This is a genomic window from Actinacidiphila bryophytorum (assembly GCF_016916835.1).
GTDB classification, from domain to species: domain Bacteria; phylum Actinomycetota; class Actinomycetes; order Streptomycetales; family Streptomycetaceae; genus Actinacidiphila; species Actinacidiphila bryophytorum.
In genome coordinates this window covers 51,405-75,567 of record NZ_JAFFIX010000005.1, presented here as the reverse complement: position 1 = coordinate 75,567, position 24,163 = coordinate 51,405, and the positions used below count along the sequence as shown (strand labels likewise).

The following is a 24,163-nucleotide window of genomic DNA, read 5'->3' as shown; positions in this document are numbered from 1 at the left end:
GAGTTCGGCGGAATCCCCGGCCGATTGGGAATCTGGGCGCACAACGGCGAGACTGCTCCAGTGACGTCCCGTAGCCCGCGAGACACTCCGCTCCGCCTCGTCCCCCGCCGGCCGCTCACGGCCGCCCGCAGGACCGCGACCACGCGCAGGCCAAGACCGCCGCGCCCGCCGGAAGGCACGCCTCCGCTCCCGGACCTCGCCCGGCTCGCCCGGGCCGAACTCGCCGCCGCCGTACGGCTCGCACGCTGGGCGGGCACCGGCCCCGGCACCGCGGGGCCGACCGGGATACTGCCCCCCGACACGCTCGCGGCGGCAGCGGCGGCACTGGACCTGACACCCGGCCAGATCCGCACCGCATGGGACCGGGCCAGGCTGTCGGGGCTGATCGAACTGCACGGCGGCACCGCCCGCCCCGGCTGGCGGCTGCGGGCCTGGGACACCGACGACACGGCGGTGCTGCGCGGCTGGGTCGCGCTCTTCGACGCCTGGTCGCTCGCCCACCCCTTCCTGCCCGGCGACCGCAGCGGCCCCGACCCGTCGCTGGTCGCCGAAGTCGTGGAGGCGGCACCGCAGTTGCTGTCCTTCCTGCACCTGTCGAACGGCCCGGTGCCGATCGACACGCTGCTCGACCTGCTCAGGCAGCGCGTCGCGGAGCTGCGCACCGAGCGCCACGAGCCGCCCGCGGACGGGGCGGGCGACCCGCTGCCGACGCTGCTGGACTGGACGCTGGAGGCCGCCGTGCGGGTGGGGGCGCTCCGACCGCGCGACCCGCAGCGGCCCGACGAGGTCACGCTGACCGCGCTGGGCAGCTGGGCGGTGTGGGTCAAGCTGGAGCAGATCTGCGTGGCGGCCCAGGGTCCCGCCGGGCACATGGAGCAGTCCGCCGCGACCATGCTGCGGGCCTGCGCCCGCCTCTCGCCGGGCCCCGCGCGGGCCGAATACCGGGCCTGGCTCGCCGCCCGGCCGGTCGCCCCCGCGGTCGCCGAGCTCCTGGACACCGCACGCGGCGACGACGCGCTGCTGCGCGGGCTGGCCTTCGAGGCGCTGCGGGTCGTGGGCGACCCCGCGGAGCCCGCGGTGCGCTCGGTGGTCGACGAGCCGGTGCTGCGGCCGTACGCGGTGCTGTGGCTGGCCGAGCTCGACGGCGGCGACCCCGACACCGCCACCGGGCTGCTCACCCGCGAGGAGGCGACCTGGCTGTGGGTCGACACGGCCGCCGCGGTCGCCGACCACGGCGAGGACCACCTGCTGGTCAGCCACCTGGAGACGGCCGTGCAGGGCTCGGTCCCGGGGCTGCTCGAAGAGGTCCGTGACGTCGGCCATCCGCGGACCGTCCAGGTACTCGTCGCCCTCGCCGCCGCCCACCCCGACCCCGTCCTCGCCAAGGCCATGCGCAAGGCCGCCTTCCAGGTCCACACCGGCGAGGCCTGACCTTCCCCGCGCCCCGTGGGGGCCTGCCCCGCACGCCGGGGTCAGGCCCCCACGGGGGCGACCCGGGAAAGGCGGTTGCGCACGCCGGTAGACTGGCCCGCATGGCCCACCCGGCCGTGAGGCCGTCCGTTACGCCATGGAGCCAACCCCGTGATCACTGCCACCGGCCTTGAGCTGCGCGCCGGCGCCCGCATCCTCATCGAGTCCGCGTCCTTCCGCGTCGCCAAGGGCGACCGCATCGGCCTGGTCGGCCGCAACGGTGCGGGCAAGACCACCCTGACCAAGGTGCTGGCCGGCGAGGGCCAGCCCGCCGCGGGCAGCGTGACCAGGTCGGGGGAGGTCGGCTACCTCCCGCAGGACCCGCGCACCGGGGACATGGACATCCTGGCGAGCGACCGCATCCTGGGCGCCCGCGACCTCGACACCGTGCTGCGCAAGATGCGCGAGAACGAGGAGCGGATGGCGAACGGAAAGGGCGCCACCCGCGAGAACGCGATGAAGAAATACGCCCGCCTGGAGACCGAGTTCCTCACCAAGGGCGGTTATGCCGCCGAGGCGGAGGCGGCGACGATCGCGGCGGCACTCGGCCTGCCCGACCGCATCCTCGGCCAGCAGCTGCACACCCTTTCGGGCGGCCAGCGGCGCCGGGTGGAGCTGGCCAGGATCCTGTTCTCGGACGCCGACACCCTGCTGCTCGACGAGCCGACCAACCACCTGGACGCGGACTCGATCAGCTGGCTGCGCGACTACCTCAAGACGTACCGCGGCGGATTCATCGTCATCTCGCACGATGTGAACCTCATCGAGACGGTCGTCAACAAGGTCTTCTATCTCGACGCGAACCGCTCGCAGATCGATGTGTACAACATGGGCTGGAAGCTGTACCAGCAGCAGCGGGAAGCCGACGAGAAGCGCCGCAAGCGGGAACGCGCGAATGCGGAGAAGAAAGCCGCGGCGCTCAATTCGCAGGCCGACAAGATGCGCGCGAAGGCCACCAAAACCGTGGCGGCGCAGAACATGGCGCGGCGGGCCGACAAGCTGCTGGCCGGCCTCGATGCGGTGCGGGTCTCGGACAAGGTCGCGAAGCTGCGCTTCCCCGACCCGGCCCCGTGCGGCAAGACGCCGCTGATGGCCAGCGGCCTTTCCAAGTCCTACGGTTCGCTGGAGATCTTCACCGACGTGGACCTGGCGATCGACCGGGGCTCGCGGGTGGTCATCCTGGGCCTGAACGGTGCGGGCAAGACGACGCTGCTGCGGCTGCTGGCCGGGGTGGAGCAGCCCGACACCGGCGAGGTGACCCCGGGGCACGGGCTGAAGCTCGGCTATTACGCGCAGGAGCACGAGACGCTCGACCCCGAGCGCACGGTGCTGGAGAACATGCGCTCCTCCGCGCCGGACACCGACCTGGTGGAGATCCGCAAGATCCTCGGCTCCTTCCTCTTCTCCGGCGACGACGTCGACAAGCCGGCGGGCGTGCTGTCCGGCGGTGAGAAGACCCGGCTGGCGCTGGCCTCGCTGGTGGTCTCCAGCGCGAACGTGCTGCTGCTCGACGAGCCGACCAACAACCTCGACCCGGCCAGCCGCGAGGAGATCCTGGGCGCCCTGCACACCTTCAGCGGCGCGGTGGTGCTGGTCACCCACGACGAGGGCGCGGTGGAGGCGCTGCAGCCCGAGCGGATCATCCTGCTGCCCGACGGTGTCGAGGACCTGTGGGGCCAGGACTACGCGGACCTGGTCGCGCTGGCCTGACCGCCGGCCGGCCCGCCCTGCCCGACCGGCGTCCGACCTGGGCGGACGCCGGGTGATCATGCGGATTCGATCATTCGGCCCACCGCGGGTCCGTCATCTGTGTGAGTCCGGCTGGTACTGCCCGTGCACTGTCGCCTGCGGGGCGTCAGCGCTTGGTGATCAGTGGTGTGACGTCGGCAAACACCTTACCGATGCCCGCTGACCTGCTGGTATTGCGCGGGCACGCTTCGCGCCCGGGAATTGCGTGGCGGAAATTTCCCGCCGGGGCCGCTTCTTCGCCGTGTATCGCGGCATTCCCGCTGCGAATGTCGGGTGACGGACCTTGTCGAATGGGTGGCCAGGAAGGCGCTTAGGGGTGATCATGAGAGTCCATAGCGCACTTCCCTGGAGGAGGCACGGGTGGCCGAGACTCTGAAGAAGGGCAGCCGGGTGACCGGCGCCGCGCGCGAGAAGCTCGCGGCAGACCTGAAGAAGAAGTACGACTCCGGAGCGAGCATCCGGGCACTGGCCGAGGAGACCGGCCGGTCCTATGGATTCGTGCACCGGATGCTCAGTGAGTCCGGCGTGACCCTGCGCGGTCGCGGCGGGGCGACCCGCGGCAAGAAGGCGGTCACGGCCTGAGGCAGGCCCTGACGACCGGAAGCCGACGGAGGGACCTCTCCCGCACCCAGCGGGTCGGCGTGCCGACCGGTTGATTACTCTTCAGTAGTAATCAGTCCGCGGTCCGTCCGGAGGTGCCCGATGCCCGATGACAAGATCCTGCTCGAACGCGACGGAGTCCGGCTCGCGCTGGACGGCACCGGCACCGTCGCGACCGTCACGCTGTGCAATCCGGCCAAGCGCAACGCCCAGTCGCCCGCCCTGTGGGGCGCACTGACCGAGGCCGGCCGGATGCTGCCGGGGCAGGTACGGGTCGCGGTGCTGCGCGCCGAGGGCCCGTCCTTCTCCGCCGGTCTCGACCGGCAGGCGTTCACGCCCGAGGGCTTCGACGGCGGTCCGTCGTTCCTGGAACTCGGGCGCGGCTCGGCGGCCGAACTCGACGTGATCATCGCCGGGTACCAGCAGGCCTTCACCTGGTGGCGGCGCACCGACCTGATCACGGTCGCCGCCGTCCAGGGGCATGCGATCGGGGCCGGCTTCCAGCTCGCGCTGGCCTGCGACCTGCGGGTGTGCGCGGACGACGTGCAGTTCGCCATGCGGGAGACGAGCCTGGGCCTGGTGCCCGACCTGACCGGCACCAAGCCGCTCGCCGAGCTGGTCGGCTACGGCCGTGCGCTGGAGATCTGCGTGACCGGCCGCTATGTGCACGCCGAGGAGGCCGCGCGCACCGGGCTCGCCAACCTCGTGGTGCCCGCCGTCGAGCTGGACGCCGCGGTGGGCGACCTGACGGCGGCCCTGCTGGCGCCGCCGCGCGACGCGGTCAACGAGACGAAGGCACTGCTGCGTACGGCACTGGCCCACACCGAGGCCGACCAGTTCGCGGCAGAACGCGCCGCCCAGGCCCGCAGGCTGCGCAGCCTGACCGGCGCCGACGACTAGGCCGTGTTTTGGAAGTAGCGCCGTCCGCCCACAGGGCGGGCCGCGCGGCGTCCGGTGCGTGCGATCGCAAGGCGGAGGGTCGTCCTCGTAGTGGGCCTACTCGGACGACTCCGACAACGCAGCGAGCGTGCGTGCCAGACGCCGCGGGGCAGGCGGACTTCCAAAACACGGCCTAGGGCACCGGACGGGCCCCGGGCCACCGGTCCGGCGGCTCAGCAGGTGTCGGTCACCACGACCGCGGTCGTCACGGGACCCGGCGCGTCCGCCGCGGCCACCGGGGCGACGGCCGCGGTCACCGCCCGCGCCACCACGGCCGGTCGGTGGCCCGCCGCCACCGCGAACTGCAGCTGGACCCGGCGGCCCGCCGGCGTATCCGCGCCCGCCGCGCTGTCGCGGACCCGGACGCCGGAGCCGAGCCCGGCCAGCCGCCGGGTCAGCCGCAGCACCCCGGGCACCGCCAGCGCGGCGGCCGCCACCCGGGGCGCGGGCCCGCCGGCCGCCGCGTCCTGCGCCAGCTCCTGCGGCCCCTCACCGTCCTCGACCACGACGCCTTCGAGGACGGCTTCCCCGGCCGGCCCGCCGTCGAGCAGCCCGGTGACGGCCAGGTCGACGGAGTGCACGGGCACCCCCAGCCAGTCCTGGGCCGTCGCCCACAGCGCGGCCCGCAGCCGCTCGGCGGTGCGCGGCAACGGGTCGTCAAGTCCTGCCTCGAAGTCCGCGGTGATCCGCAGCGGCCGGTGCGGCAAGGCTCCCACCGGCGCGGCGCCGTCCGCCGCCGCCGGCTCCTGCCCGTCCTCGCCGAGAGCCAGCGCCACCGCACCCAGCCGCACCCCGGGCACCTTGCCTGCGGCCCGCCGCAGCGCGCCGACCGCGGCGCTCTCGGTGATCCAGGCGGCGTCCGCTGCCTCGCCCAGCGGGAGGAGCCGCCCGAGGGCCACCTGTTCCCGCACGGTCCTGGCCAGTCGGTCCATGGTCACCAGGTTTCATCGCCTTCCGGTGTGCCGACCACTCGTATGGGGGTGGCGGCCTTCCCCTGTGGACGCATCCCCGCAGCGCGCCAGGGCATGCGGACTTAGTGTGGTGCACGGAGCAGCCCAGACGAAGGGACGACTCGCGATGACCGACAGCGGGCAGTACGGCCGGACGGAGCCGGAAGGTTCGTCGATGACGCCGGAGAACGGAAGGACCCTGGACAAGGGCACCGCGGGGGGTTCGGCCCGCAAGGCGCTCGGCGACCCGGCGAGCCGGGGGCGCACCACCATCGCCGACGGTGTGGTGGAGAAGATCGCCGGGCTGGCCGCCCGCGACGTGGTGGGCGTGCACGCGATGGGCACCGGCCTGTCCCGCACCTTCGGCGCGGTGCGCGACCGCGTCCCGGGCAGCACCCGCTCGGTGACCCGCGGCGTCAAGGCCGAGGTGGGCGAGGTGCAGACCGCACTCGACCTGGACATCGTCGTCGACTACGGCGTCTCGATCGTCGATGTCGCCCGCGCGGTACGGGAGAACGTGATCGCCGCGGTCGAGCGGATGACCGGTCTGGAAGTGGTCGAGGTCAACATCGCGGTCGGCGACGTGAAGCTGCCGGACGAGGACGATGACGACGACCGTGAGCAGCGGGTCCAGTAGTGGCACCGGTGCGGCACAGCGGCACGCAGACGCGGCCCGCGGCAGTGCGGGCGGGCGCAGCAGAGCGGACGGGAAGCAGACGATGAGCATGGCGGTGATCGGCCTGGCGGCCGGCATGGCACTGGGGTTCGCCGGGTACTTCGGCGGCTTCGGGGCCTTTCTCGTAGTGGCGCTGCTCGGTGCGGTCGGCTTCGTCGCGGGCAAGTTCTTCGACGGCGACCTGGAACCGGGCGACTTCTTCCGGACCCGGGACCGGGACCGCGACCGTGACCGGCGGCGCTGATGGCCTCAGCCGTACCCGGACAGCTGCCCGCCGCCGACCGCGGTGCGCTGCGGATCGCCGACCGGGTGGTCGCCAAGATCGCCGCGCAGGCGGCGGGTGAGGTCCTCGCCGACGCGCCCGGCGCCGACCTGGTGCCGCGCGACGTCCAGCCGCACGCCTCGGTGTCGGTGCGCAAGGACACCGCCCGGCTGCGGCTGGCCCTGGAACTGGGCTACCCGGCGAACATCGGCGCGGTGTGCGGTACGGTCCGCCGCCATGTCACCGGCAGGGTCGAGGCGTTGACGGGTATGGATGTACCCGAGGTGGCCGTCGAGGTGGAGCGGCTGCACTCGGCGGCAGCGCGCCGCAAGGACGAGGGGAGGGTGGAATGAGCGACGAGGGGGGCAGCCACGTCTACCGCGAGCAGGACCCGACCGGGTCCGACGCGGACAACGCCAGGGTCAGCATCGCCAAACGCCCCGAGATCGAACCGTACGCGGTGACCTCGGGCCTGCCCGGCGGCGGGCAGGGTCAGAAAGTGCGCCGCTTCTGGTCCGGCCGCCGCATCCCCGCGGCGCTGACCGCCGCGGTGCTGCTGGGACTTGCCGGGCTCTTCCTCTACGACATCGCCTCGGTCCGCGCCGACCGCAAGGCGATGCAGTGGCGGGTGACGCTGGCGAACGAGCTGGCCACCCGGCACCTGGACGACGTCTGGATCATCCTCGGCGCCTCCGTCGCGGCGGCCCTGGGCCTGTGGCTGCTGGTCCTCGCCCTGACCCCCGGCGAGCGCGGCGTTTTGCCGATGGCCCGCAGCGGAACCGCCGGGGTGCGCGCGGGACTCGACCGGCGCGCGGCAGAACTGGTGCTGCGCGACCGGGCGATGGAAGTGTCCGGTGTCCGCTGGGCCAGGGTCGACGTGGGTCGCCGCAAGATCAAGGCCCGTGCCACCTCGCACTTCCGCGAACTCGAAGAGGTGCGCGACGACCTGACCGCGGCCCTCGGCGAGGCCGTACGGCAGCTGGGCCTTGCCAGGTCGCCGCAGCTGAGCATCCATCTGCAGCGGGCCGAGAAGAAGGGGTGACCGGGCGATGCGCACCACACTCAACCGGGTCCTGCTCGCGCTGACCGGCCTCGTCCTGCTGGTGGTGGGCCTGTCCGTGCTGGTCGGCAGCCTCGACCTGCAGCGGCACTGGGACTTCACGGTGCCCGGGTGGTGGCCCTTCACCGGCCCCAAGGACGTGCTGCTCACCGATCACAGCAGGACCCGCTACCGCTCGGACGGCTGGTGGTGGCCGGTGGTCTTCGCCGTGCTCGGCGTGCTCTTCCTCGCGGCTCTGTGGTGGCTGCTGGCGCAGGCCCGCACCCGGCGGCTGCGGCAGATCAGGATCGACAGCGGCGACGGCCAGGGCGCACTGCTGCGCGGCCGGGCACTGGAGAGCGTGCTGCGCTCGGAGGCCGAGGACTACGAGGGCGTCGAGTGGTCCAACGCGGTGCTCACCGGCCGCCGGGGCACCCCGGAGGCGCGGCTGGTACTGGGCCTGGCCCCGCACGCCACTCCCCAGGACGTGGTGGAGGGCCTGGACTCCCAGGTCCTGGAGCGCGCCCGCAACTCCGCGGGCCTGCCCGACCTGCCGGCCGAGGCGCGGCTGCGGGCGGTGCGCCACCGCGCGGCCCGGGTCAGCTGACCGGGCCGCGCGGCGGACGGGGTGCCGCTGCTCAGGACGTGGTGTGTCAGGACGTGGTGTAGATGTGGTGCACCTCGTCGGGGGTCAGGGCGACCGGGTAGGTGCGGACGTCGGCGATGGAGCCGCCCCACTGGTTGTAGGGGGCCGTGCTGCCGATGATCGCGTTGGCGCCGATGTTGAGGTGGCCGCCCGAGTTGTAGACCGGGGTGGCGTTGTGCGCCGCGACATCGGCGGCGACGCCGTTGACGTACAGCGTCTGGGTGTCGCTGTCGGCGTCGTAGACCCCGGTGATCAGGGTCCACACGCCGGTCGCCGGGGTGCGCTCGGTGCCGCCGGCGTCGCGGGTGCCGCCGTGCGCGGTCTGGAAGGTGGTGCTGGTCTCGTCACTGGTCGTGGTCTGGAAGTACCAGTGGCTGGTGGTGGATTGGAAGCCCAGGTAGAAGGCCTGGTGGTTGACGGTGCTCTGGCTGACCGCGGTGATGGTGGCGGCGGTGGAGCTCAGGTTGACCCAGGCCGAGACGGTGTAGCTCTTGCTGGTGTCGACGGCCGCGTGCGCGGACTGCAGGAAGCCGGTGGAGCCGTCGAGGACGACTGCCGAGTTCACGGCTCCGGTGTGGTCGGCGCCCCAGCTCGTGGTGCCGTGCGCGGTCGCGGGGTTGAGGGTGTCGATGTCGGTCAGGGTGTTCTTCAGCGGCCACTGGTCGGCGGCCGTGCTGTTGCTCCCGATGGTGAAGTAGGCGGCGGTGCCGGTCACCGGTGAGCCGCTGGAGCCGGTGGCGGTGGTGCCGGGCCTGACGTTGAGGCTGCCGGCGCTGGAGACCGACCACAGGTCGGGGATGCCGTCGCCGGTCAGGTCGCCGTCCGAGCCGACCACCGGGTCGCCTGCGACGACGAGGTTGCCGATCTTGGTGCCGGCGCTGACCGCGGTGACGGTCGGCACGGGGGTGTCCAGCGGGTCGCCGTTGGCGTCGGTGGAGGCCGTGCCGGTGGTCAGGGTGCGGCTGAGGATGTCGCCGGTGCTGCGGTCGCGGGTCCACAGGCCCGGCTTGCCGGTTCCCGCGGTGTCGCCGGGCGACATCAGGTCCATGTTCTTCCAGCCGCTCGCGGCGACCTTGACCGGTGCGCCGAGCAGCCCGTAGGCCACCGTCGGGTAGAACCACAGGGCCGCGTCGCCGGTGCTGGTGGTCTCGGTGGTGAGCAGCCCGGTGTAGTTGCCGAAGTGGCCGGCGTCCAGGCTGGTGCTCGCCACGTCGCCGAGCGCGGCCACCTGGAGGGTGGTCGACCAGTCCGCCGCGTAGTCGGTGCAGCCGGCGCAGGGCGGTTTGGCGATCTCCTGCTTCTTGTCGAACCGCCCGTCGGTGCCGGTGTTGCCGGGGTTGAAGTAGAAGACCATCGACGGCGAGCCGGTCTTGTGGACGATCAGGTCGTCGACGTTCAGTCCTGTGCGCATGCTGCCGCGGTGGGTGATCTGGTAGCCGTTCTTCCAGGCGTCGCCCGCGGGGGAGTCGGCGGCCTTGGCGGCCAGGCTGACCGCGGGGCTGGTGGCCTGGGTGTTGCCGGGCACCGAGTGGGCGTAGAGGTTGCCGTCGCTGCCGGGCGCGACGACGTCGGGCGAGCCGTCACCTGTGGTGTCGCCGAAGACCGGGGCCGGCCCGCTCGGGTTCCACGGCACGTAGAAGGCGTAGGCGACGATGCCGGAGTAGTTGCCCGCGTTGTCCTCGGCCTGGATGTAGACGATGTTGGTGCCCCAGTGGGTGGGGAAGGCGGCCAGGCCCGAGGCGCCGGGGAGCTTGGAGCCGCACTGCCAGGCCGCGTCGGCGAGCGTCGGGTCGAAGCTCCAGTGCATGCAGGCCAGGCCCGAGGGGGTGCCGGCCGGTGCCGGGTCGGTCGCGCTGAAGGGCACCCAGCCGCCGCCGCCCACATGGACGCCGGTGACCTGGCCGTTGCCGGACGGCGGGAAGGTGACGGGCAGCGCACTGGCCGAGATCTGGTCGGGCGCCGTCGGCACGCTGACCGTCGGCGGCGTCATGTCGACCCGGAAGTGGCAGTGCGCGCTGGGCGCGGCGGCCGAGCCGAGGATGCCGTCGTTGGCTGAGACGTCCCAGCCGTAGGAGCCGCCGTCGACGAGTTTGCTCGACGGGACGGTGTACGAGACCTGGTTGCCGGAGGAGACGTAGCCGGTGTAGCCGGTGGCGACGGTTCCCGCGGTGTCCCACAGGTCGAAGTAGCCGCGGACGGGCTGCGCGGGGCTGGTCGGGCTGGAGACGGTCGCCTTGAGCTGGAGGCCCTGGGCGCCGGGGTTGCCGAGGAAGGCGGAGGTGGTGCTGTTCGCCGTGGTCTCGCAGGCCTGGGTGGTGCCGGCCGAGGCGTAGCGCGGGGTCGGGGAGGCGGTGAAGCCGGTGGGCGGGTTGGGGGTGCTGTCGTAGGTGACGCTCAGGGTCGCCTTGTTGGAGACCCGCTTGAGGCCGTTGGCGTCGGACTCGTCACCGTAGATCCCGAAGGTCATGACGCCCGGGTTGGTGCCGCCCATCGCGGTGCGCACGGCGCTGAGCGCGTTGTACGTGAACGACACGTCGCCGCAGTCGGCGGAGCCGGTACCGCCGACGCTGTCGGTGCCGACGAGGCTGCCGCCCGGCTGGTTGTTCCAGTTGGTGCCGTGCCCGATCGCGGTGCTCGACGCGTAGGCGCGCACCGCGTACTTGTTGGTGCAGCTCCAGTCCGCCGAGTAGGTCTGGGTGACCGTCAGGGTGGCGGCGCCCAGGGTGTCCTCGACCGAGTGCAGGCTGGAGGTGTTGAACTGGAAGTACGTGCGCTCCTTGTCGGCGGGTACGCAGCTGCCGCCGTTGGGGTAGGTGCCGCACACGCCGACGCCGGGCTGCGAGCTGTGCGAGGTGCCGTACTGCCCGAAGTTGTCCGCGGTGGGGTAGGCCGACTGGACCCAGGTCCAGGTGGGGGCGCCCGCCTTCCACGGCAGGTAGGACGGGTCGATGTAGACCGGGTAGCGGGTTCCGGTGCCGCGCAGCAGGTCGGCGGAGGGGGTCAGGGTGACGGCGTCGGCGCTGGCGCTGACCGGGATCTGCGCGGTCTGGGCGCCCGTGCCGGGGCCGTCCGGGGTGCTGGGGTCGGCGCCCGCGGCGGTCTGCGGCTCCGCGGCTGCCGCGGTCCTGGCGCCGGCGGTCCCCGAGGTGCTGTCGGGGGTGCTGGAGTCCCACATGGTGGGGGTGGGTGCGACGAAGTCGACCGCCCCGGTGGAGTCGACGGCCTGCAGGCCGCCCTGCGCGTCGGACTGCATGGTCAGGCCCGCGCCGGTGGTGGAGAGCCGCAGTGTCGCCAGCTCAGGGTTCGCCGCGGCCGCCGCGGACTTGACGACCAGGACCTCGCGGATGCCACCGACGTCGGTCGCGGTGACGTCCAGGTCCACGCCGGGCAGCACGTCGGCGTAGACGGCGGTGTCGCCGTCGGTGGTGGGCACCGGCAGCGGGAAGGGCATGCCGATCGCCAGGCTCTTGCCGTCCGGGCTGGTCAGGGTGGCCAGCGGGGCGGTGCCGCCGCCGGAGAGGGTCAGCGTGTTGAGCGAGGCCTTCGTGGACAGGGTCCCGTCCGCGTTCGCTGTGAGGGTGCTGTCGACCGGCACCCAGTGGCCGCCCTGCTGGACCCGGGAGGGCGTCGGGGTGCTGTCCTGGGTCAGCGTGCCGTCGGGGTTGGCGGTGGTCTGCGCGTACGGCGTGGTCAGCGCGTCGACGACGACCGGCTGCCCGGTCGCCTGGGCCTGGGCCATGGCCTTGGCCTCGGGTGTGGCGTCCGGCGGCAGCGCGGTGACGTGACCGTCGCCCGGGTCGCCGTCGGCGGCGGCAGGCCCCGCAAGCCCCGCCGTTGCGACGCCTGCCAGTGTGAGTGCGAGCGCCAGCAGGACGCCTACCGGCCTGCGTCCTGACCTGTCCGCGCGGCGCTTTCTGCGAACGGATGAACTGATGCCCCCCATCGGGCTTCCTTCCCCTTGCGGCGCCCGTCGGCGCCGTGGAGCCGCACAGTAAGGGCACGTGGGAGGCGTACGTCAAGCGGCGAGATCCGACAAGTCGCTCATCGGACGGTGTGTCAGATCACCCTGGGACAGCGGCCGGTAAAGATATCCTCAAGGTATTTTCCAGACTGGAGAATTTACGGGATCCGAATTATATGGTCGCCGCCTCACCTGTGACCGCCGGGGAACTGCCCCCGGCGGCCGGTCGCTTGCGAGGGAGTTCTCGTGGGTCATTGGGGACAGGCGCGGCCCGGCGTGGCGAAGGGCCGTTCACGGTGGACCGACGTGCTGACGGTGCTCGCCACCGTCGCCGCACTGCTCGGTCCGGTATCGGCGGAGGCGACGGCGCAGCCCGTCGACCCGCACACCATCTGGTCACCTCCGGACACACCACTGCCGAAGACCCCCTCGGTCGCCGGCCACGACCTGGCACCACCCGCGCACAACGCACCGGACCGCCCCGTACCCGCCCCGTGGGCAGGACCGCCCGCGGCGGCCGCCGCGGCCACCGGCACCACGACCCTCGACCTGCCCGCCGCCGCGGCCGGCCGGCCGCGGCCCGCACGGGCCGCGAAGCTCGCCGTGTGGGTGCGCCCCGGCGGCGCGGCCGCCAAGGGCGTCGCCGCCCGCGCCGCCGACGCCCCCGCGGCGCCGGCCGCCGCCGGCACCCCGGTGACCGTGGACGTGGTCCCGGCCGCGACCGCCGCCGCGGCCGGCTACCGCGGCCAGGTCGTGGCGCTGTCCAGGGCCGCCGCGGGACCCGCCGCGTCGGTCGAGGTCGGCGTGGACGTCAGCGGGCTCGACGCCCTCTACGGCGCCGACGCCGCCGCACGCTCCCGGCTGGTGGCGATCCCCGCCTGCGCCCTGACCACCCCTCAGGCGCCCGGCTGCGCGGCCTCCACGCCCGTCCCCTCGCACTACGACCCGGCCACGCACCGCCTGGTCGCCGACGTGGCGGTGCCCGCCACGTCCGCGGCGGCGACGTCCGCGTCGTCGGCCGCCGCGAGCGGCCTGGTGCTGGCCCCCGACATCTCGCCCGCGGGCGGCGGCGGCACGTACGCGGCCACCAGCCTCAGCCCCAGCGCCGCCTGGACCGCGGGCTCGGCCAACGGCGGCTTCGGCTACAGCTACCCCATCGAGGTGCCGCCGGCGCCCGGCGGCGACACCCCGACCGTCGCGCTGTCCTACGACTCCTCTTCGGTCGACGGCATGACCTCCTCGACCAACGCCCAGTCGTCCTGGATCGGCGACGGCTGGGACTACTCACCCGGCTACGTCGAACGCTCCTTCAAGAGCTGCAACGACGACGGCATCGCGCACTCCAGCGACATGTGCTGGGGCGGCTACAACGCGACGCTCTCGCTCGACGGCCAGTCCAGCCAGCTGGTGCGCGACGACACCGACCACGACCTGTGGCGGCTGCAGAACGACGACGGCTCGAAGGTCGAGTTCCTCTCCGGCGCCGCCAACGGCACCTCCACCGGCGAGTACGTCAAGGTCAGCACCAGCTCGGGCAGCACCTACTACTTCGGCCTGAACCACCTGCCCGGCGGCGACGGCACCGACCCGGCGACCAACTCCGCCTGGACCGAGCCGGTCTACTCGCCCAAGAGCACCGACCCCTGCTACGACGCCGCCAAGGGCGACGCGTCCTGGTGCCAGACCGCCTGGCGGCTCAACCTGGACTACGCCGTCGACTCGCACGGCAACCTGACCACGTACAGCTACGCGCCGGAGACCAACTACTACCAGCGCGGCGCCGGCCAGAACAACGGCACCGGCACCCTGACCTCCTACGTCCGCGACGGCGCGCTCACCTCGATCGCCTACGGTGTGCGGCTGCCCGACCAGGTGGCCGCCAAGGGCACGCTGAAGACGCCCGCCCGGGTGGTCTTCACGCCCGCACCCTACGGCCGCTGCTCCACCGCCGGCGGCTTCACCTGCGACGGTGCCACGCTCGGCAAGGACAACGCGGCGCACTGGCCCGACGTCCCCTACGACCAGAACTGCGACAAGGGCAGCACCACCTGCAAGAACTACGGCGAGAGCTACTGGTCGAACCTGCGGCTGCAGTCCATCACCACCCAGGTGCTCTCCGCCGGCGCGTACAAGGACGTCGACACCTACGCCCTCAGCCAGCACTTCCCCGAGCCCAACGACGGCACCAAGCCCAGCATGTGGCTGGACTCCGTCACCCGCACCGGTGACGACGGCACCCCGAAGCTGTCGCTGCCGCCGGTGACCTTCACCCCGGTGGAACTGCCCAACCGGGTCGACGGGACCGACCTCGTACCGGCGCCTGCCATCTTCAACCGGCCGCGCATCCAGACCATCACCACCGAGACCGGTGAGCAGATCCAGGTCGACTACCGGCTGCCCGACTGCTCGCGGATCTCCGGCAGGATGCCGGCGTCGGCCGCGACCGACACCATGGCCTGCTACAACGTCAAGTGGTACCCGCCGGGCAGCGTCTACGGCGCCGACCCGGTCTCCGACTGGTTCAACCGCTACCAGGTCGACTCCGTCAGCCAGAACGACCCGGTCGCCCACACCAGGTCGATCACCACCAGCTACGACTACGGGCCGGCCGCCTGGCACCACGACGACAGCGAGCTGACCGACCCCAAGACCCGCACCTGGAACGACTTCCGCGGCTACGCCTCGGTCACCGCCGTCACCGGCGGCGGCGAGGACGGCCCGCCCTCGCAGATCACCACCCACTACCTGCAGGGCATGGACGGTGACGACAACGGGGCCGGCGGCCACCGCAGCGTCACGGTCAAGGACACCCTGGGCGACTCGGTCACCGACTCCGACTGGCTGTCGGGCCAGCTCTACCAGACCGACACCTACGACAAGGCCGGCGGCAGCGTCGTCGCCTACGACGTCAGCACCTCCACCGCGTCCGCCCCGACCGCGACCCATGCACGCGGCTCGGGACTGCCCGACCTGACCGCCCGCTTCGGCGGCGTCAGGACGGTCGCGACCTCCAAGGCCCGCAAGAAGGACGGCACCTGGCAGAGCGTGGCCACCACCACGGTCAGCGACCCCGCCCACGCCAACCGCACGGTGACAGTCGACCGGGTCGCCGACGGCCAGCCGGAGCAGTGCATCCGCTCCTCCTACGCCACCAGCAGCAACCCCCTGATCACCGGACTGAACGACGAGACGCTCACCGTCTCGGGCGCGAGCGCCTGCACCGCCCAGCCGACCGCGGCCAACACCGTCGCGGACAAGCGGACCCTCTTCGACAACAAGTCCTTCGGCCAGGCCGGCGGCACCGGCAACGCCACCTCGCTGCAGGTCCTCGACCACTACGACAGCTCCGGCAACCCGGTCTACGCCACCACCGGCACCAGCGGCTACGACCTCTACGGCCGTACGGTCTCGGCGACCGACCCCAACGCCACCGACAGCGCGCACCCGGACGGCGCCACCACGACCACCAGCTACGACTCCGCCCACCCCGGCGAGCTGGCCTCCACCGTCACGGTGCTCAGCCCCGCCCCGGGCAGCAGCACCGACTGGAAGTCGGTGACCACCCTGGACGCGGCCCGCGACCTGTCGCTGACCTCGACCGACCTCAACGGCAAGGTCACCACCGCCGCCTACGACTCGCTGGGCCGGCTGGTCAAGGTCTGGAACCCCGGCCGCACCAGCACCCAGAACCCCAGCATCGTCTACACCTACACCGTCAGGGGCTCCGACGGCCCCTCGGCGATCACCACCGCCTCGCTGACCAGCGACGCACCGCACTACAACGTGTCCACCGACATCTTCGACGGCTTCGGCCGGCAGCTGCAGCACCAGGACACCCCCGGCATCTCCGCCTACCACGGCAGGCTGCTGACCACCACGGTCTACGACTCGCAGGGCCGGGTCAGGGAGACCCAGGCGGCGCGCTACGACGACAGCGCCCCGCCCGGCACCACACCCTCCCTGGCCGACGACGACCACGTCGCCGGTGAGACCAGCACCGACTACGACGGGCTGGGCCGCGCGGTCGACTCGGTCTTCTCCTCCTTCGCGGTCGAGCAGTGGCGCACCACCACCGCCTACCCCGGCATCGACGAGACCGACGTGACGCCCCCCAAGGGCGGCACGCCGACCAGCACCCTCACCGACTCCCTCGGCCAGACCACCCAGCTGTGGCAGTACCGGACGGCGACCGCCACCGGCAAGGCGTCGGACGCCGACGTGACGGCGTACACGTACACCGCCGACGGGTCGCAGGCCACCCAGACCGACGCCACGACCAAGAACACCTGGACCCACACCTTCGACCTGCGCGGCCGGCAGATCTCCGCGACCGACCCCGACACCGGCAAGGCGTCCTCCACCTACGACGCCGACAGCCGGGTCAAGTCGGTCACCGACGCCCGCGGCATCACGCTGACCTACGACTACGACCTGATCGGCCGCAAGACCGCCGAGTACAGCACCACACCGCCCAGCACCGCCAAGGTCCAGCTCGGGGCGTGGACGTACGACACCGTCGACGGCGCCAAGGGCGAGCCGGTCAGCTCCACCCGCTACCTGAACGGCGACACGAGCAAGCCGTACACCAGCACCGCCACCGGGTACGACAGCGGATACCGGGCCACCGGCACCACGGTGAGCCTGCCGTCCTCCGAAGGCGCGCTCGCCGGCCCCTTCACCACGACCTCGACGTACAACCAGATCAACGGCACCCTGACCTCGTCGCGCACCGACGCCCGCGGCAACCTGCCCGCCGAGACCGTCACCTACAGCTACGACACCAACGGGGCGCTGCTCGGCTTCGGTTCCACCGCCTCGGTCTACGACCTGTCCACCGACTACGACGCCTTCGGGCGCCCGGTGCGCACCACGGTCAACCCGTGGGGCACCGAGGTCGTCGCGACCGACAACTACGACCAGGCCACCGGCTCGCTGCTGTCGTCCTACCTGGACAAGCAGACCGCGGGCACCGGCGCCGTCCAGCAGACCACCTACACCCACAACGCGGCGGGCCAGACCACGGCGATCCAGAACATCGCCGACAACACCCCGTCCCAGACCGACCTGCAGTGCTTCGGCTACGACTACCTCGGCCGGCTGACCACCGCATGGACCGACACCGGCGGCCTGACCACCAAGCCGCAGCCGTCGGTGCCCGGCGTCGGCGGCTGCAAGAACAGCACGCCCACCAGCGGCGCCGCCACCGGCGCGACCACCGTCGGCGGCCCGGCACCGTACTGGACCTCCTACGGCTACGACACCGTCGGCAACCGCAAGCAGCTGGTCCAGCACGACATCACCGGTGACACGGCGAAGGACGTCACCACCACCCAGGTCTTCGCGCCCGCGGGCCAGCGGAACACGCCAAGCACCGCGCAGAGCACCGGCGGCGGCACCGGCGGCCCGCACGCCCTGATGTCCACCACCAGCACCGGCCCCGGCAGCCCCGGTGCGACCTCCTACCAGTACGACGCACTCGGCGACACCACCGCGGTCAGCGGCACCGCGGGCACCACCAGCATGACCTGGAACGCCGAGGACAAGCTCGACTCGGTCACCACCGCCGGGACCGTCGGCAGCACCACCTACGTCTACGACGCCGACGGCAACCAGCTGCTGCGCCGCAACCCCGGCAAGACCACCCTCAACCTCGGCGGCGACGAGCTGACCCTGGACACCGCCACCGGAGCGGTCACCGACGTCCGCACCTACGCGCTGCCCAACGGACTCAGCGCCGTCCGCCAGGCCACCGGCACCGCCGGCCTGACCTGGCAGCTGTCCGACAACCACGGCACCGCGACGCTGTCGCTGGACGCCGCCTCGCTGACCGAGACCCGCCGCCCGGTGGACCCGTTCGGCAACACCCGCGGCACCAAGCCCGCCTCGTGGGCCGGCGACCACGGCTTCGTCGGCGGCACCCAGGACCCGGTCACCGGGCTCACCAACCTGGGCGCCCGCGAGTACCAGACCAGCACCGGGCGCTTCCTCAACCCCGACCCGGTCATGGACGGCACCCGGCCGCAGCAGTGGAACGCCTACGCCTACGCCGACAACAACCCCGTCAACCTCGCCGACCCCGCGGGCACCGACCCGGCGGGCACCCAGAACAGCTGCCAGTACGACCAGTCCGAGTGCGGCCCGCACCCGGGCGGCGGCAAGTCCGACCCGCCCCGCTGCAACGGGCGTCCGCCGTGCGCCAGCAACCCGGCGGGCGACGCCGGCACCGGTTCCGGCGGCTCCGGCTCGGGCGGCAAGTCCAAGCCGAAGAAGGCCGGCGGCTTCACCATCGGCACCGCACAGGACGGCCAGCCCACGCTGGACGGCATCCGGCTGCCCACCGTCACCGAGCTGTACCGCATGGACCCGTACGCGCCCAACCGCAACTACGGCCAGATCCTGGAGGACTGGGCGCACGGCAAGTGCGACTGGGACGGCGACGCCGCCGGCGTCGCGCAGTTCTGCAAGCACGCCCGCGAGGCGGGGCTGCTCGGCGACGACTCCGGGATCAAGCTGACCTGGGCCGACCTCGACCCCTTCGGCGTCATCGACACCTACAACTGCATCAAGCACGGCAAGTCCTGCGGCTCCGCGGCCATGGACATCGGCATGGACCTGCTCTTCCAGTCCGAGAGCAAGGAGGCGGCCAAGGTCGCGGAACGCGCGGCGGCCAAGGCCGCGGAGGACGCGGCAGAAGGCGACGGGGCGAAGGCACTCGAGGACTTCCTCAAGTGCTCGAGCAACAGCTTCCCCGGTGACACACCGGTCCTGATGGCCGCGGGAGGAACCGAGCCGATCAGTCGACTCGCCGTCGGCGACGAGGTGATGGCCACCGACCCGATCACCGGGCTGACCGGACCGCACAAGGTCACCCGGGTGATCAGGACCCTGACCGACACCGACTTCACCGACCTGACGGTCGGTACGCCCGGCGGCCCGGCAGTGATCACCTCCACCCAGCACCACCCGTACTGGGACGTCACCCGTCACCGCTGGGTGGACGCCGCAGAGCTGCACGCGGGCGACCGCCTGCGCACCGCCGACGGCCGCACCGTGCAGGCGAGCCGTATCCGCAACTACACCGGCCACATCGTCACCTACAACCTGACCGTCGACCGGGTGCACACCTACTATGTGCAGGCCGGCTCGGCACCGGTGCTGGTCCACAACAACAGCTGCCCGGTCTTCCCCAACCAGATGAACGACCCGGAGATCCTCGCGAAGGAGCTGGCGGACGCCGCCGCGGCGGGAGTGTCCCCGCTCAGCGTCGGCAGCCACGCCTTCCACGACGCGGTCAGCAAGGGCGGCACCTACCTGTGGGCGGTCGGCGAGAACGGCGAGCTGCGGATCATCGCCGACGTGTCGGACAAGATCAAGCACTCGGTGCTCTTCGACGGCGCGGACGTCCGCGGCGCGGGCAAGGTCGTCTTCGAGAACGGCGAGGTCAGCATGATCGACAACGAGTCCGGCCACTACTGGCCCTTCTTCACCGAGGAGGACACCTCGCAGTTCCTGCCCTCGGGCGCCGACGCCTTCCGCAACGCGGGCGTCAACGTGCCGGAGAGCGCCGTCACCCCGTTCGACCGGGACTGGTAGCAAAGGAGCGGGACCGCACATGAGCGACGTGATGTCCGACTACCGCCGCCTGGCCGGGCTGGCCGCACCGCAGCAGGTCGCGGAGCAGGTCAGGGCCGCCTTTCCCGGGCGGGTGGTGTCCGGCCAGTACCTGGCGGCGGTGGTCGGCATCGCGGCCTCGGGGAGCCATCCCGTGCACGACGACCCGGCCGTGGACCGCAGCATGCGGCTGCGGCTGGCGTGGCGGCTGCTCGGCCTCGGTGAGGCCGAGCAGGTGCTGCGGCCCGACCGGATCGCCCGGCAGTGCCTGCGCTTCGCCCGGCAGGTGGCCGACGAGCCGGAGCCCCGCGCCGAGGTGCCGGAGCAGTTCACCGTGGACGCGGCGGTGGCCCGCGCCCTGGCCTGCTTCGGCCTCGACCGCGAGCAGGCGCTGCGGATCGCGGAGGCCCGCCGGCAGAGCTACACGGCGGCACTCGCCGCCGGAACACCCGACCGGGACCTGGCGCGGGCCACCGCCGTGCCGGGCGACGGCGACCTGCTGCGGATCACCGTCCTGCTCGCCGACCTCGCCTGGTGCGACGGCCAGGTCGCCGCCCCGGCGCTGGCCGCCCAGCTGCGGTCCTGGCTGGCCGTCAGACACGACCTGGGCCTCGGCGACGGCATAGCGGGCCGGCTCGGCGACCGGATGCGCTTCGAGAGCTGACGAGCGAGCACCCGAAGTGGGCGGCCGAGGGACGAGGCCGTCCGCGGAGGGCGCGAGGAGGAAGATCGAGCGACAAGGGGGCGGGCCGGCCGCCAGCCGGTGCCTCACAGTGCCTGCTGTGCGCCCCCGTCGACCGGCAGCATCAGCCCGGTCAGGTAGGACGCGGCGGGGGAGAGCAGGAAGGCGGCGGCCCGGCCGAACTCGGCCGGGGTGCCGTAGCGGCGCAGCGGGATCGCCGCGCTGTGGCGGGCCCGGGCCGCGTCGGGGTCGCCGCCCAGCGCGTCCAGTTCGCGGACCCGGTCGGTGTCGATACGGGACGGCAGCAGGCCGACGACGCGGATGCCGCGCGGGCCGACCTCGGCGGCCAGCGTCTTGGCGAATCCCGCGAGACCCGGGCGCAGGCCGTTGGAGACGGCAAGGCCCGGGATGGGCTCGCGGACCGAACCCGACAGCACGAAGCCGATCACACCGCCCTCGCCCAGGCACCCGGCCGCCGCCCGGGCCAGCCGGACCGCGCCGAGGAAGACCGACTCGAAGGCCGCCTGCCACTGGGCGTCCGCGACGTCGGCCGCGGCCCCCGGCGGCGGGCCGCCGACGCTGATCAGCACGCCGTCGACCGTACCGAAGCGGGTCCTGGCGGTCGCCAGCAGCAACTCGGCCGTGGCCGGGTCCGCGTTGTCCGCGACGACGCCCAAGGCCTGCTCGGGGCCGCCGAGTTCGGCCGCGGCGGCGTCCACCGTGGCACCGGTGCGCCCGGACAGCACCACCTTGGCGCCCTCCGCGGCGAGTTCGCGTGCGGCGGCCAGGCCCAGGCCCCGGCCGCCGCCGGTGACCACGTACACCCGGTCCTTGAGCCCGAGGTCCATCGCTCAGCCCCTCTTTCCGTCCCGGCCCGACAGGGTGAGCGCGGTGTTGACCAGCCCGACATGGCTGAACGCCTGCGGGAAGTTGCCCAGTTGGCGCCCGGCGACCGGGTCCCACTCCTCGGCGAGCAGCCCGAGGTCGCTGCGCAGGCCCAGCAGCCGCTCGAAGAGCTGCCTGGCTTCCTCGGTCCGCCCTGTCGTGTGCAGCGCGTCGGCGAGCCAGAACGAGCAGGCCAGGAAGGCGCCCTCGCTGCCCGGCAGCCCGTCGACGCCGCCGGTGTCGGGGGAGTAGCGGCGCACGAACCCGCCGTGGTCCAGCTCCCGCTGCACCGCCTCGACGGTGCCGACGACCCGGTGGTCGGTCGCGGGCAGGAAGCCGACCTGCGGGATCAGCAGCGTCGCCGCGTCCAGCTCCGCCGAGCCGTAGTACTGCGTGAAGGTGTTGCGCCCGGCGTCGTAGCCCTTCTCGCACACCTCGGCGTGCACCTGCGCGCGCATCGACCGCCAGCGGTCCGCGTCACCGCGCAGTTCGGGGTGCGCCTCGACGGTGCGGGCCGCCCGGTCGGCGGCCACCCAGGCCATCACCTTGGAGTGCACGAAGTTCCGGCGCGGGCCGCGCACCTCCCAGATGCCCTCGTCGGGCTCGTGCCACTTGGACTCCAGGAACTCCATCAGCGACCGCTGCAGGTTCCAGGCGTGCGGCTCGTCCCGCAGCCCGCTGTTCCTGGCCAGGAACAGGGAGTCCAGGACCTCCCCGTAGACGTCGAGCTGCAGCTGGCCCGCGGCGGCGTTGCCCACCCTGACCGGGGTGGAGCCCTCGTAGCCGCTCAGCCACGGCACCTCGAACTCCGTCAGCCGCCGCTCGCCGGCGATGCCGTACATGATCTGCAGGTCCGCCGGGTCGCCTGCCACCGCCCGCAGCAGCCAGTCGCGCCAGGCCTGCGCCTCGGTCAGGAAGCCGCCGGAGACCAGCGAGTTCAGCGTCAGGGCGGCATCGCGCAGCCAGCAGTAGCGGTAGTCCCAGTTGCGTACCCCGCCGATCTCCTCCGGCAGCGAGGTGGTCGCGGCGGCCGCGATACCGCCGCTGGGCGCGTACGTGAGGGCTTTCAGGGTGATCAGGGACCGCAGGACCGCCGAGCGCCACGGCCCGTCGTAGGTGCACTGCGCGGACCACTTCTCCCAGTCCGCCACGCTCTGCTCCAGCGCGGTGAAGGGCGCCACCCGGCGCGGCCGGGTGGCGTGCGAGGGGTGCCAGGTCAGGACGAAGGCGACCCGGTCGCCCTCGGCGACGGTGAAGTCGGAGTACGTCCGCATGTCCTTGCCGTACATCGGCAGCGGGGGCTCGGTGCGCAGCCACACCGCGTCGGGGCCGGCGATGGCCACCCGGTGGTGGTCCGTGCGGCGCATCCACGGCACCACGCTGCCGTAGTCGAAGCGCAGGGCCAGTTCGCTGCGCATCCCGACCTGCCCCGAGACACCCTCGACGATCCTGATCACGTCGGGCGCGCGGTCGCGCTGCGGCATGAAGTCGGTGACCTTGACGGTGCCGGTCGGGGTGCGCCAGACGGTGTCGAGCACCAGGGTGTCGCCGCGGTAGGAGCGCTCGGTGCACTCCACCTCGTCCAGTGGGGCGATCCGCCAGCGGCCGTTGCTGTCGTCGCCGAGCAGCGCGGCGAAGCACGCCCCCGAGTCGAAGCGCGGCAGGCACAGCCAGTCCACCGACCCGTCCCGGCCCACGAGCGCGGCCGTCTGCAGGTCGCCGATCAGTGCGTAGTCCTCGATACGTCCTGCCACGGTCCGCCCATCCGCCAGTGCCGGTGTCTGTCGAGTCTGCTGGTGCCGCGGCTACACCGCTACCGGAACGCTGCCCTCCGGCTCCTGCGGCGTCTCGGGCTCCTCCGGCACCTCGGACTCCTTCTTGCGGGCGGCCAGTATCTCGGCGCGCTCCCTGCGCAGCAGGATCACCCAGCCCACCGGCACCATCGCGGTGAACAGCCACCACTGGATCGCATACGCCATGTGCGGGCCGATGCTGCTGTGGTCGGGGTCGGGGATCAGCCCGGGCCCGCCGCTGCCGGGCTTGGGCGAGACCATCTCCAGGTAGCCGCCGACCGTCTGCTCGGGCAGCCCGCCGGCCGACTTCACCTCGGAGCCGTTGATCAGCATGATCTGCCGGGACGGCAGCCCCTTGCGGTCCCTGATGCCGGTGGAGGACGTGGACTCGTCCGGGCGCAGCCGCCCCAGCACCGTCACCTCGCCCGACGGCGGAGGCGGGATCTTCGGGAACTTCGTCGGGTCGTCGCCCGGCGAGATCCAGCCCCGGTTGACCAGCACCGCCCTGCCGTCGTCCAGGACCAGCGGGGTGATGACGTGGTAGCCGACCTCCTCGCCGCCGCCCGAGGAGTCGTCCGAGCCGGAGTTGCCCGCCGTGCGGTGGCGGGCGACGACCTCGTGGGCGGTGTCGAAGCGGCCGGTCGCGGTCACCATGCGGTAGAGGTCCTTGTGCGGGACCTGGTAGCCGGGCCTGGTCACCGACTCGACCGGGACGGGAGTGGCCTTCAGACCGGCCGCGATGACCTTGTTGTTCGCCACCCGGTGTTCATGGCGGTGCAGCTGCCAGAAGCCCAGTCTGACCATCACCGGCATGAGCAGCAGACCGATGAGGGTGAGGATCACCCATTGGCGGGACAGCAGGAAGCGGTACACCCCACGACGGTACAACTCGGCCGTGGG

The 24,163-nt window shown here is 72.6% G+C and carries 16 protein-coding genes; 11 read left to right on the top strand and 5 right to left on the bottom strand.

Going from position 1 to position 24,163, the window contains the following annotated elements; translation table 11 throughout:
* Positions 1 to 60: 60 nt before the first annotated feature.
* From JT723_RS09615 to JT723_RS09600, 4 genes are all read left to right on the top strand, one after another.
* Positions 61 to 1,431 carry a hypothetical protein gene (locus JT723_RS09615; protein ID WP_205044099.1) on the top strand — a complete coding sequence of 457 codons (1,371 nt, stop codon included), beginning with the start codon at positions 61 to 63 and terminating at the stop codon, positions 1,429 to 1,431.
* Between the two features lie 150 nt (positions 1,432 to 1,581).
* Positions 1,582 to 3,180 (top strand): ABC-F family ATP-binding cassette domain-containing protein, encoded by a 1,599-nt coding sequence (locus JT723_RS09610; protein ID WP_205044098.1) that lies wholly within the window; start codon positions 1,582 to 1,584, stop codon positions 3,178 to 3,180.
* Positions 3,181 to 3,579: 399 nt separating this feature from the next.
* Positions 3,580 to 3,801: a helix-turn-helix domain-containing protein gene (locus tag JT723_RS09605; protein ID WP_031522969.1), complete on the top strand. Its 222-nt coding sequence runs from the start codon at positions 3,580 to 3,582 to the stop codon at positions 3,799 to 3,801.
* 120 nt (positions 3,802 to 3,921) lie between these two features.
* Positions 3,922 to 4,719, top strand: a complete 798-nt coding sequence (locus JT723_RS09600; protein ID WP_205044097.1) for an enoyl-CoA hydratase/isomerase family protein — start codon at positions 3,922 to 3,924, stop codon at positions 4,717 to 4,719.
* 212 nt (positions 4,720 to 4,931) lie between these two features.
* Here JT723_RS09600 and JT723_RS09595 read toward each other — a convergent pair whose 3' ends face one another.
* Positions 4,932 to 5,696, bottom strand: coding sequence for a nucleopolyhedrovirus P10 family protein (locus JT723_RS09595; RefSeq protein ID WP_372441259.1), 765 nt, complete (start codon positions 5,694 to 5,696; stop codon positions 4,932 to 4,934).
* Positions 5,697 to 5,835: 139 nt separating this feature from the next.
* Here JT723_RS09595 and JT723_RS09590 point away from each other — a divergent pair, with 139 nt between their 5' ends.
* The 5 genes from JT723_RS09590 (at position 5,836) to amaP (ending at position 8,292) form a co-directional block, all read left to right on the top strand.
* Positions 5,836 to 6,345: an Asp23/Gls24 family envelope stress response protein gene (locus JT723_RS09590; protein WP_205044096.1), complete on the top strand. Its 510-nt coding sequence runs from the start codon at positions 5,836 to 5,838 to the stop codon at positions 6,343 to 6,345.
* 82 nt (positions 6,346 to 6,427) lie between these two features.
* Complete coding sequence (locus tag JT723_RS09585) at positions 6,428 to 6,628, top strand: hypothetical protein (RefSeq protein WP_031522979.1); 201 nt, start codon at positions 6,428 to 6,430, stop codon at positions 6,626 to 6,628.
* Entirely contained in the window at positions 6,628 to 6,999 is a 372-nt protein-coding gene (locus JT723_RS09580; RefSeq protein WP_205044095.1) for an Asp23/Gls24 family envelope stress response protein, read from the top strand. The genes JT723_RS09585 and JT723_RS09580 overlap by 1 nt, the downstream gene beginning before the upstream one ends.
* Positions 6,996 to 7,688 (top strand): DUF6286 domain-containing protein, encoded by a 693-nt coding sequence (locus JT723_RS09575; protein WP_205044094.1) that lies wholly within the window; start codon positions 6,996 to 6,998, stop codon positions 7,686 to 7,688. The genes JT723_RS09580 and JT723_RS09575 overlap by 4 nt, the downstream gene beginning before the upstream one ends.
* 7 nt (positions 7,689 to 7,695) lie before the next feature.
* Entirely contained in the window at positions 7,696 to 8,292 is a 597-nt protein-coding gene (gene amaP / locus JT723_RS09570; protein WP_205044093.1) for an alkaline shock response membrane anchor protein AmaP, read from the top strand.
* Between the two features lie 46 nt (positions 8,293 to 8,338).
* Here the strand turns inward: amaP and JT723_RS09565 are convergent, their stop codons facing one another.
* Positions 8,339 to 12,274: a LamG-like jellyroll fold domain-containing protein gene (locus tag JT723_RS09565; RefSeq protein ID WP_205044092.1), complete on the bottom strand. Its 3,936-nt coding sequence runs from the start codon at positions 12,272 to 12,274 to the stop codon at positions 8,339 to 8,341.
* Positions 12,275 to 12,538: 264 nt separating this feature from the next.
* Here JT723_RS09565 and JT723_RS09560 point away from each other — a divergent pair, with 264 nt between their 5' ends.
* Positions 12,539 to 19,885, top strand: a complete 7,347-nt coding sequence (locus JT723_RS09560) for an RHS repeat-associated core domain-containing protein (RefSeq protein WP_205044091.1) — start codon at positions 12,539 to 12,541, stop codon at positions 19,883 to 19,885.
* A gap of 19 nt (positions 19,886 to 19,904) precedes the next feature.
* Positions 19,905 to 20,567: a hypothetical protein gene (locus JT723_RS09555; RefSeq protein WP_205044090.1), complete on the top strand. Its 663-nt coding sequence runs from the start codon at positions 19,905 to 19,907 to the stop codon at positions 20,565 to 20,567.
* Between the two features lie 104 nt (positions 20,568 to 20,671).
* Here the strand turns inward: JT723_RS09555 and JT723_RS09550 are convergent, their stop codons facing one another.
* The 3 genes from JT723_RS09550 to JT723_RS09540 are packed head-to-tail and all read right to left on the bottom strand — an operon-like array spanning position 20,672 to position 24,136.
* Positions 20,672 to 21,433, bottom strand: coding sequence for an SDR family oxidoreductase (locus JT723_RS09550; protein WP_205044089.1), 762 nt, complete (start codon positions 21,431 to 21,433; stop codon positions 20,672 to 20,674).
* 3 nt (positions 21,434 to 21,436) lie between these two features.
* The gene (locus JT723_RS09545; protein WP_205044088.1) at positions 21,437 to 23,224 is read right to left on the bottom strand and encodes a glycoside hydrolase family 15 protein; all 1,788 of its coding nucleotides are present in this window, start codon (positions 23,222 to 23,224) and stop codon (positions 21,437 to 21,439) included.
* 51 nt (positions 23,225 to 23,275) lie between these two features.
* The gene (locus tag JT723_RS09540; protein WP_205044087.1) at positions 23,276 to 24,136 is read right to left on the bottom strand and encodes an SURF1 family cytochrome oxidase biogenesis protein; all 861 of its coding nucleotides are present in this window, start codon (positions 24,134 to 24,136) and stop codon (positions 23,276 to 23,278) included.
* Positions 24,137 to 24,163 lie beyond the last annotated feature (27 nt).

Excerpts from the sequence above, each read along its gene's own strand:
- JT723_RS09600 (WP_205044097.1), top strand. The coding sequence starts at position 3,922 with ATGCCCGATGACAAGATCCTGCTCGAACGCGACGGAGTCCGGCTCGCG.
- JT723_RS09590 (WP_205044096.1), top strand. The coding sequence starts at position 5,836 with ATGACCGACAGCGGGCAGTACGGCCGGACGGAGCCGGAAGGTTCGTCG.
- JT723_RS09585 (WP_031522979.1), top strand. The coding sequence starts at position 6,428 with ATGAGCATGGCGGTGATCGGCCTGGCGGCCGGCATGGCACTGGGGTTC.
- JT723_RS09580 (WP_205044095.1), top strand. The coding sequence starts at position 6,628 with ATGGCCTCAGCCGTACCCGGACAGCTGCCCGCCGCCGACCGCGGTGCG.
- JT723_RS09575 (WP_205044094.1), top strand. The coding sequence starts at position 6,996 with ATGAGCGACGAGGGGGGCAGCCACGTCTACCGCGAGCAGGACCCGACC.
- amaP (WP_205044093.1), top strand. The coding sequence starts at position 7,696 with ATGCGCACCACACTCAACCGGGTCCTGCTCGCGCTGACCGGCCTCGTC.
- JT723_RS09565 (WP_205044092.1), bottom strand. The coding sequence starts at position 12,274 with ATGGGGGGCATCAGTTCATCCGTTCGCAGAAAGCGCCGCGCGGACAGG.
- JT723_RS09555 (WP_205044090.1), top strand. The coding sequence starts at position 19,905 with ATGAGCGACGTGATGTCCGACTACCGCCGCCTGGCCGGGCTGGCCGCA.
- JT723_RS09550 (WP_205044089.1), bottom strand. The coding sequence starts at position 21,433 with ATGGACCTCGGGCTCAAGGACCGGGTGTACGTGGTCACCGGCGGCGGC.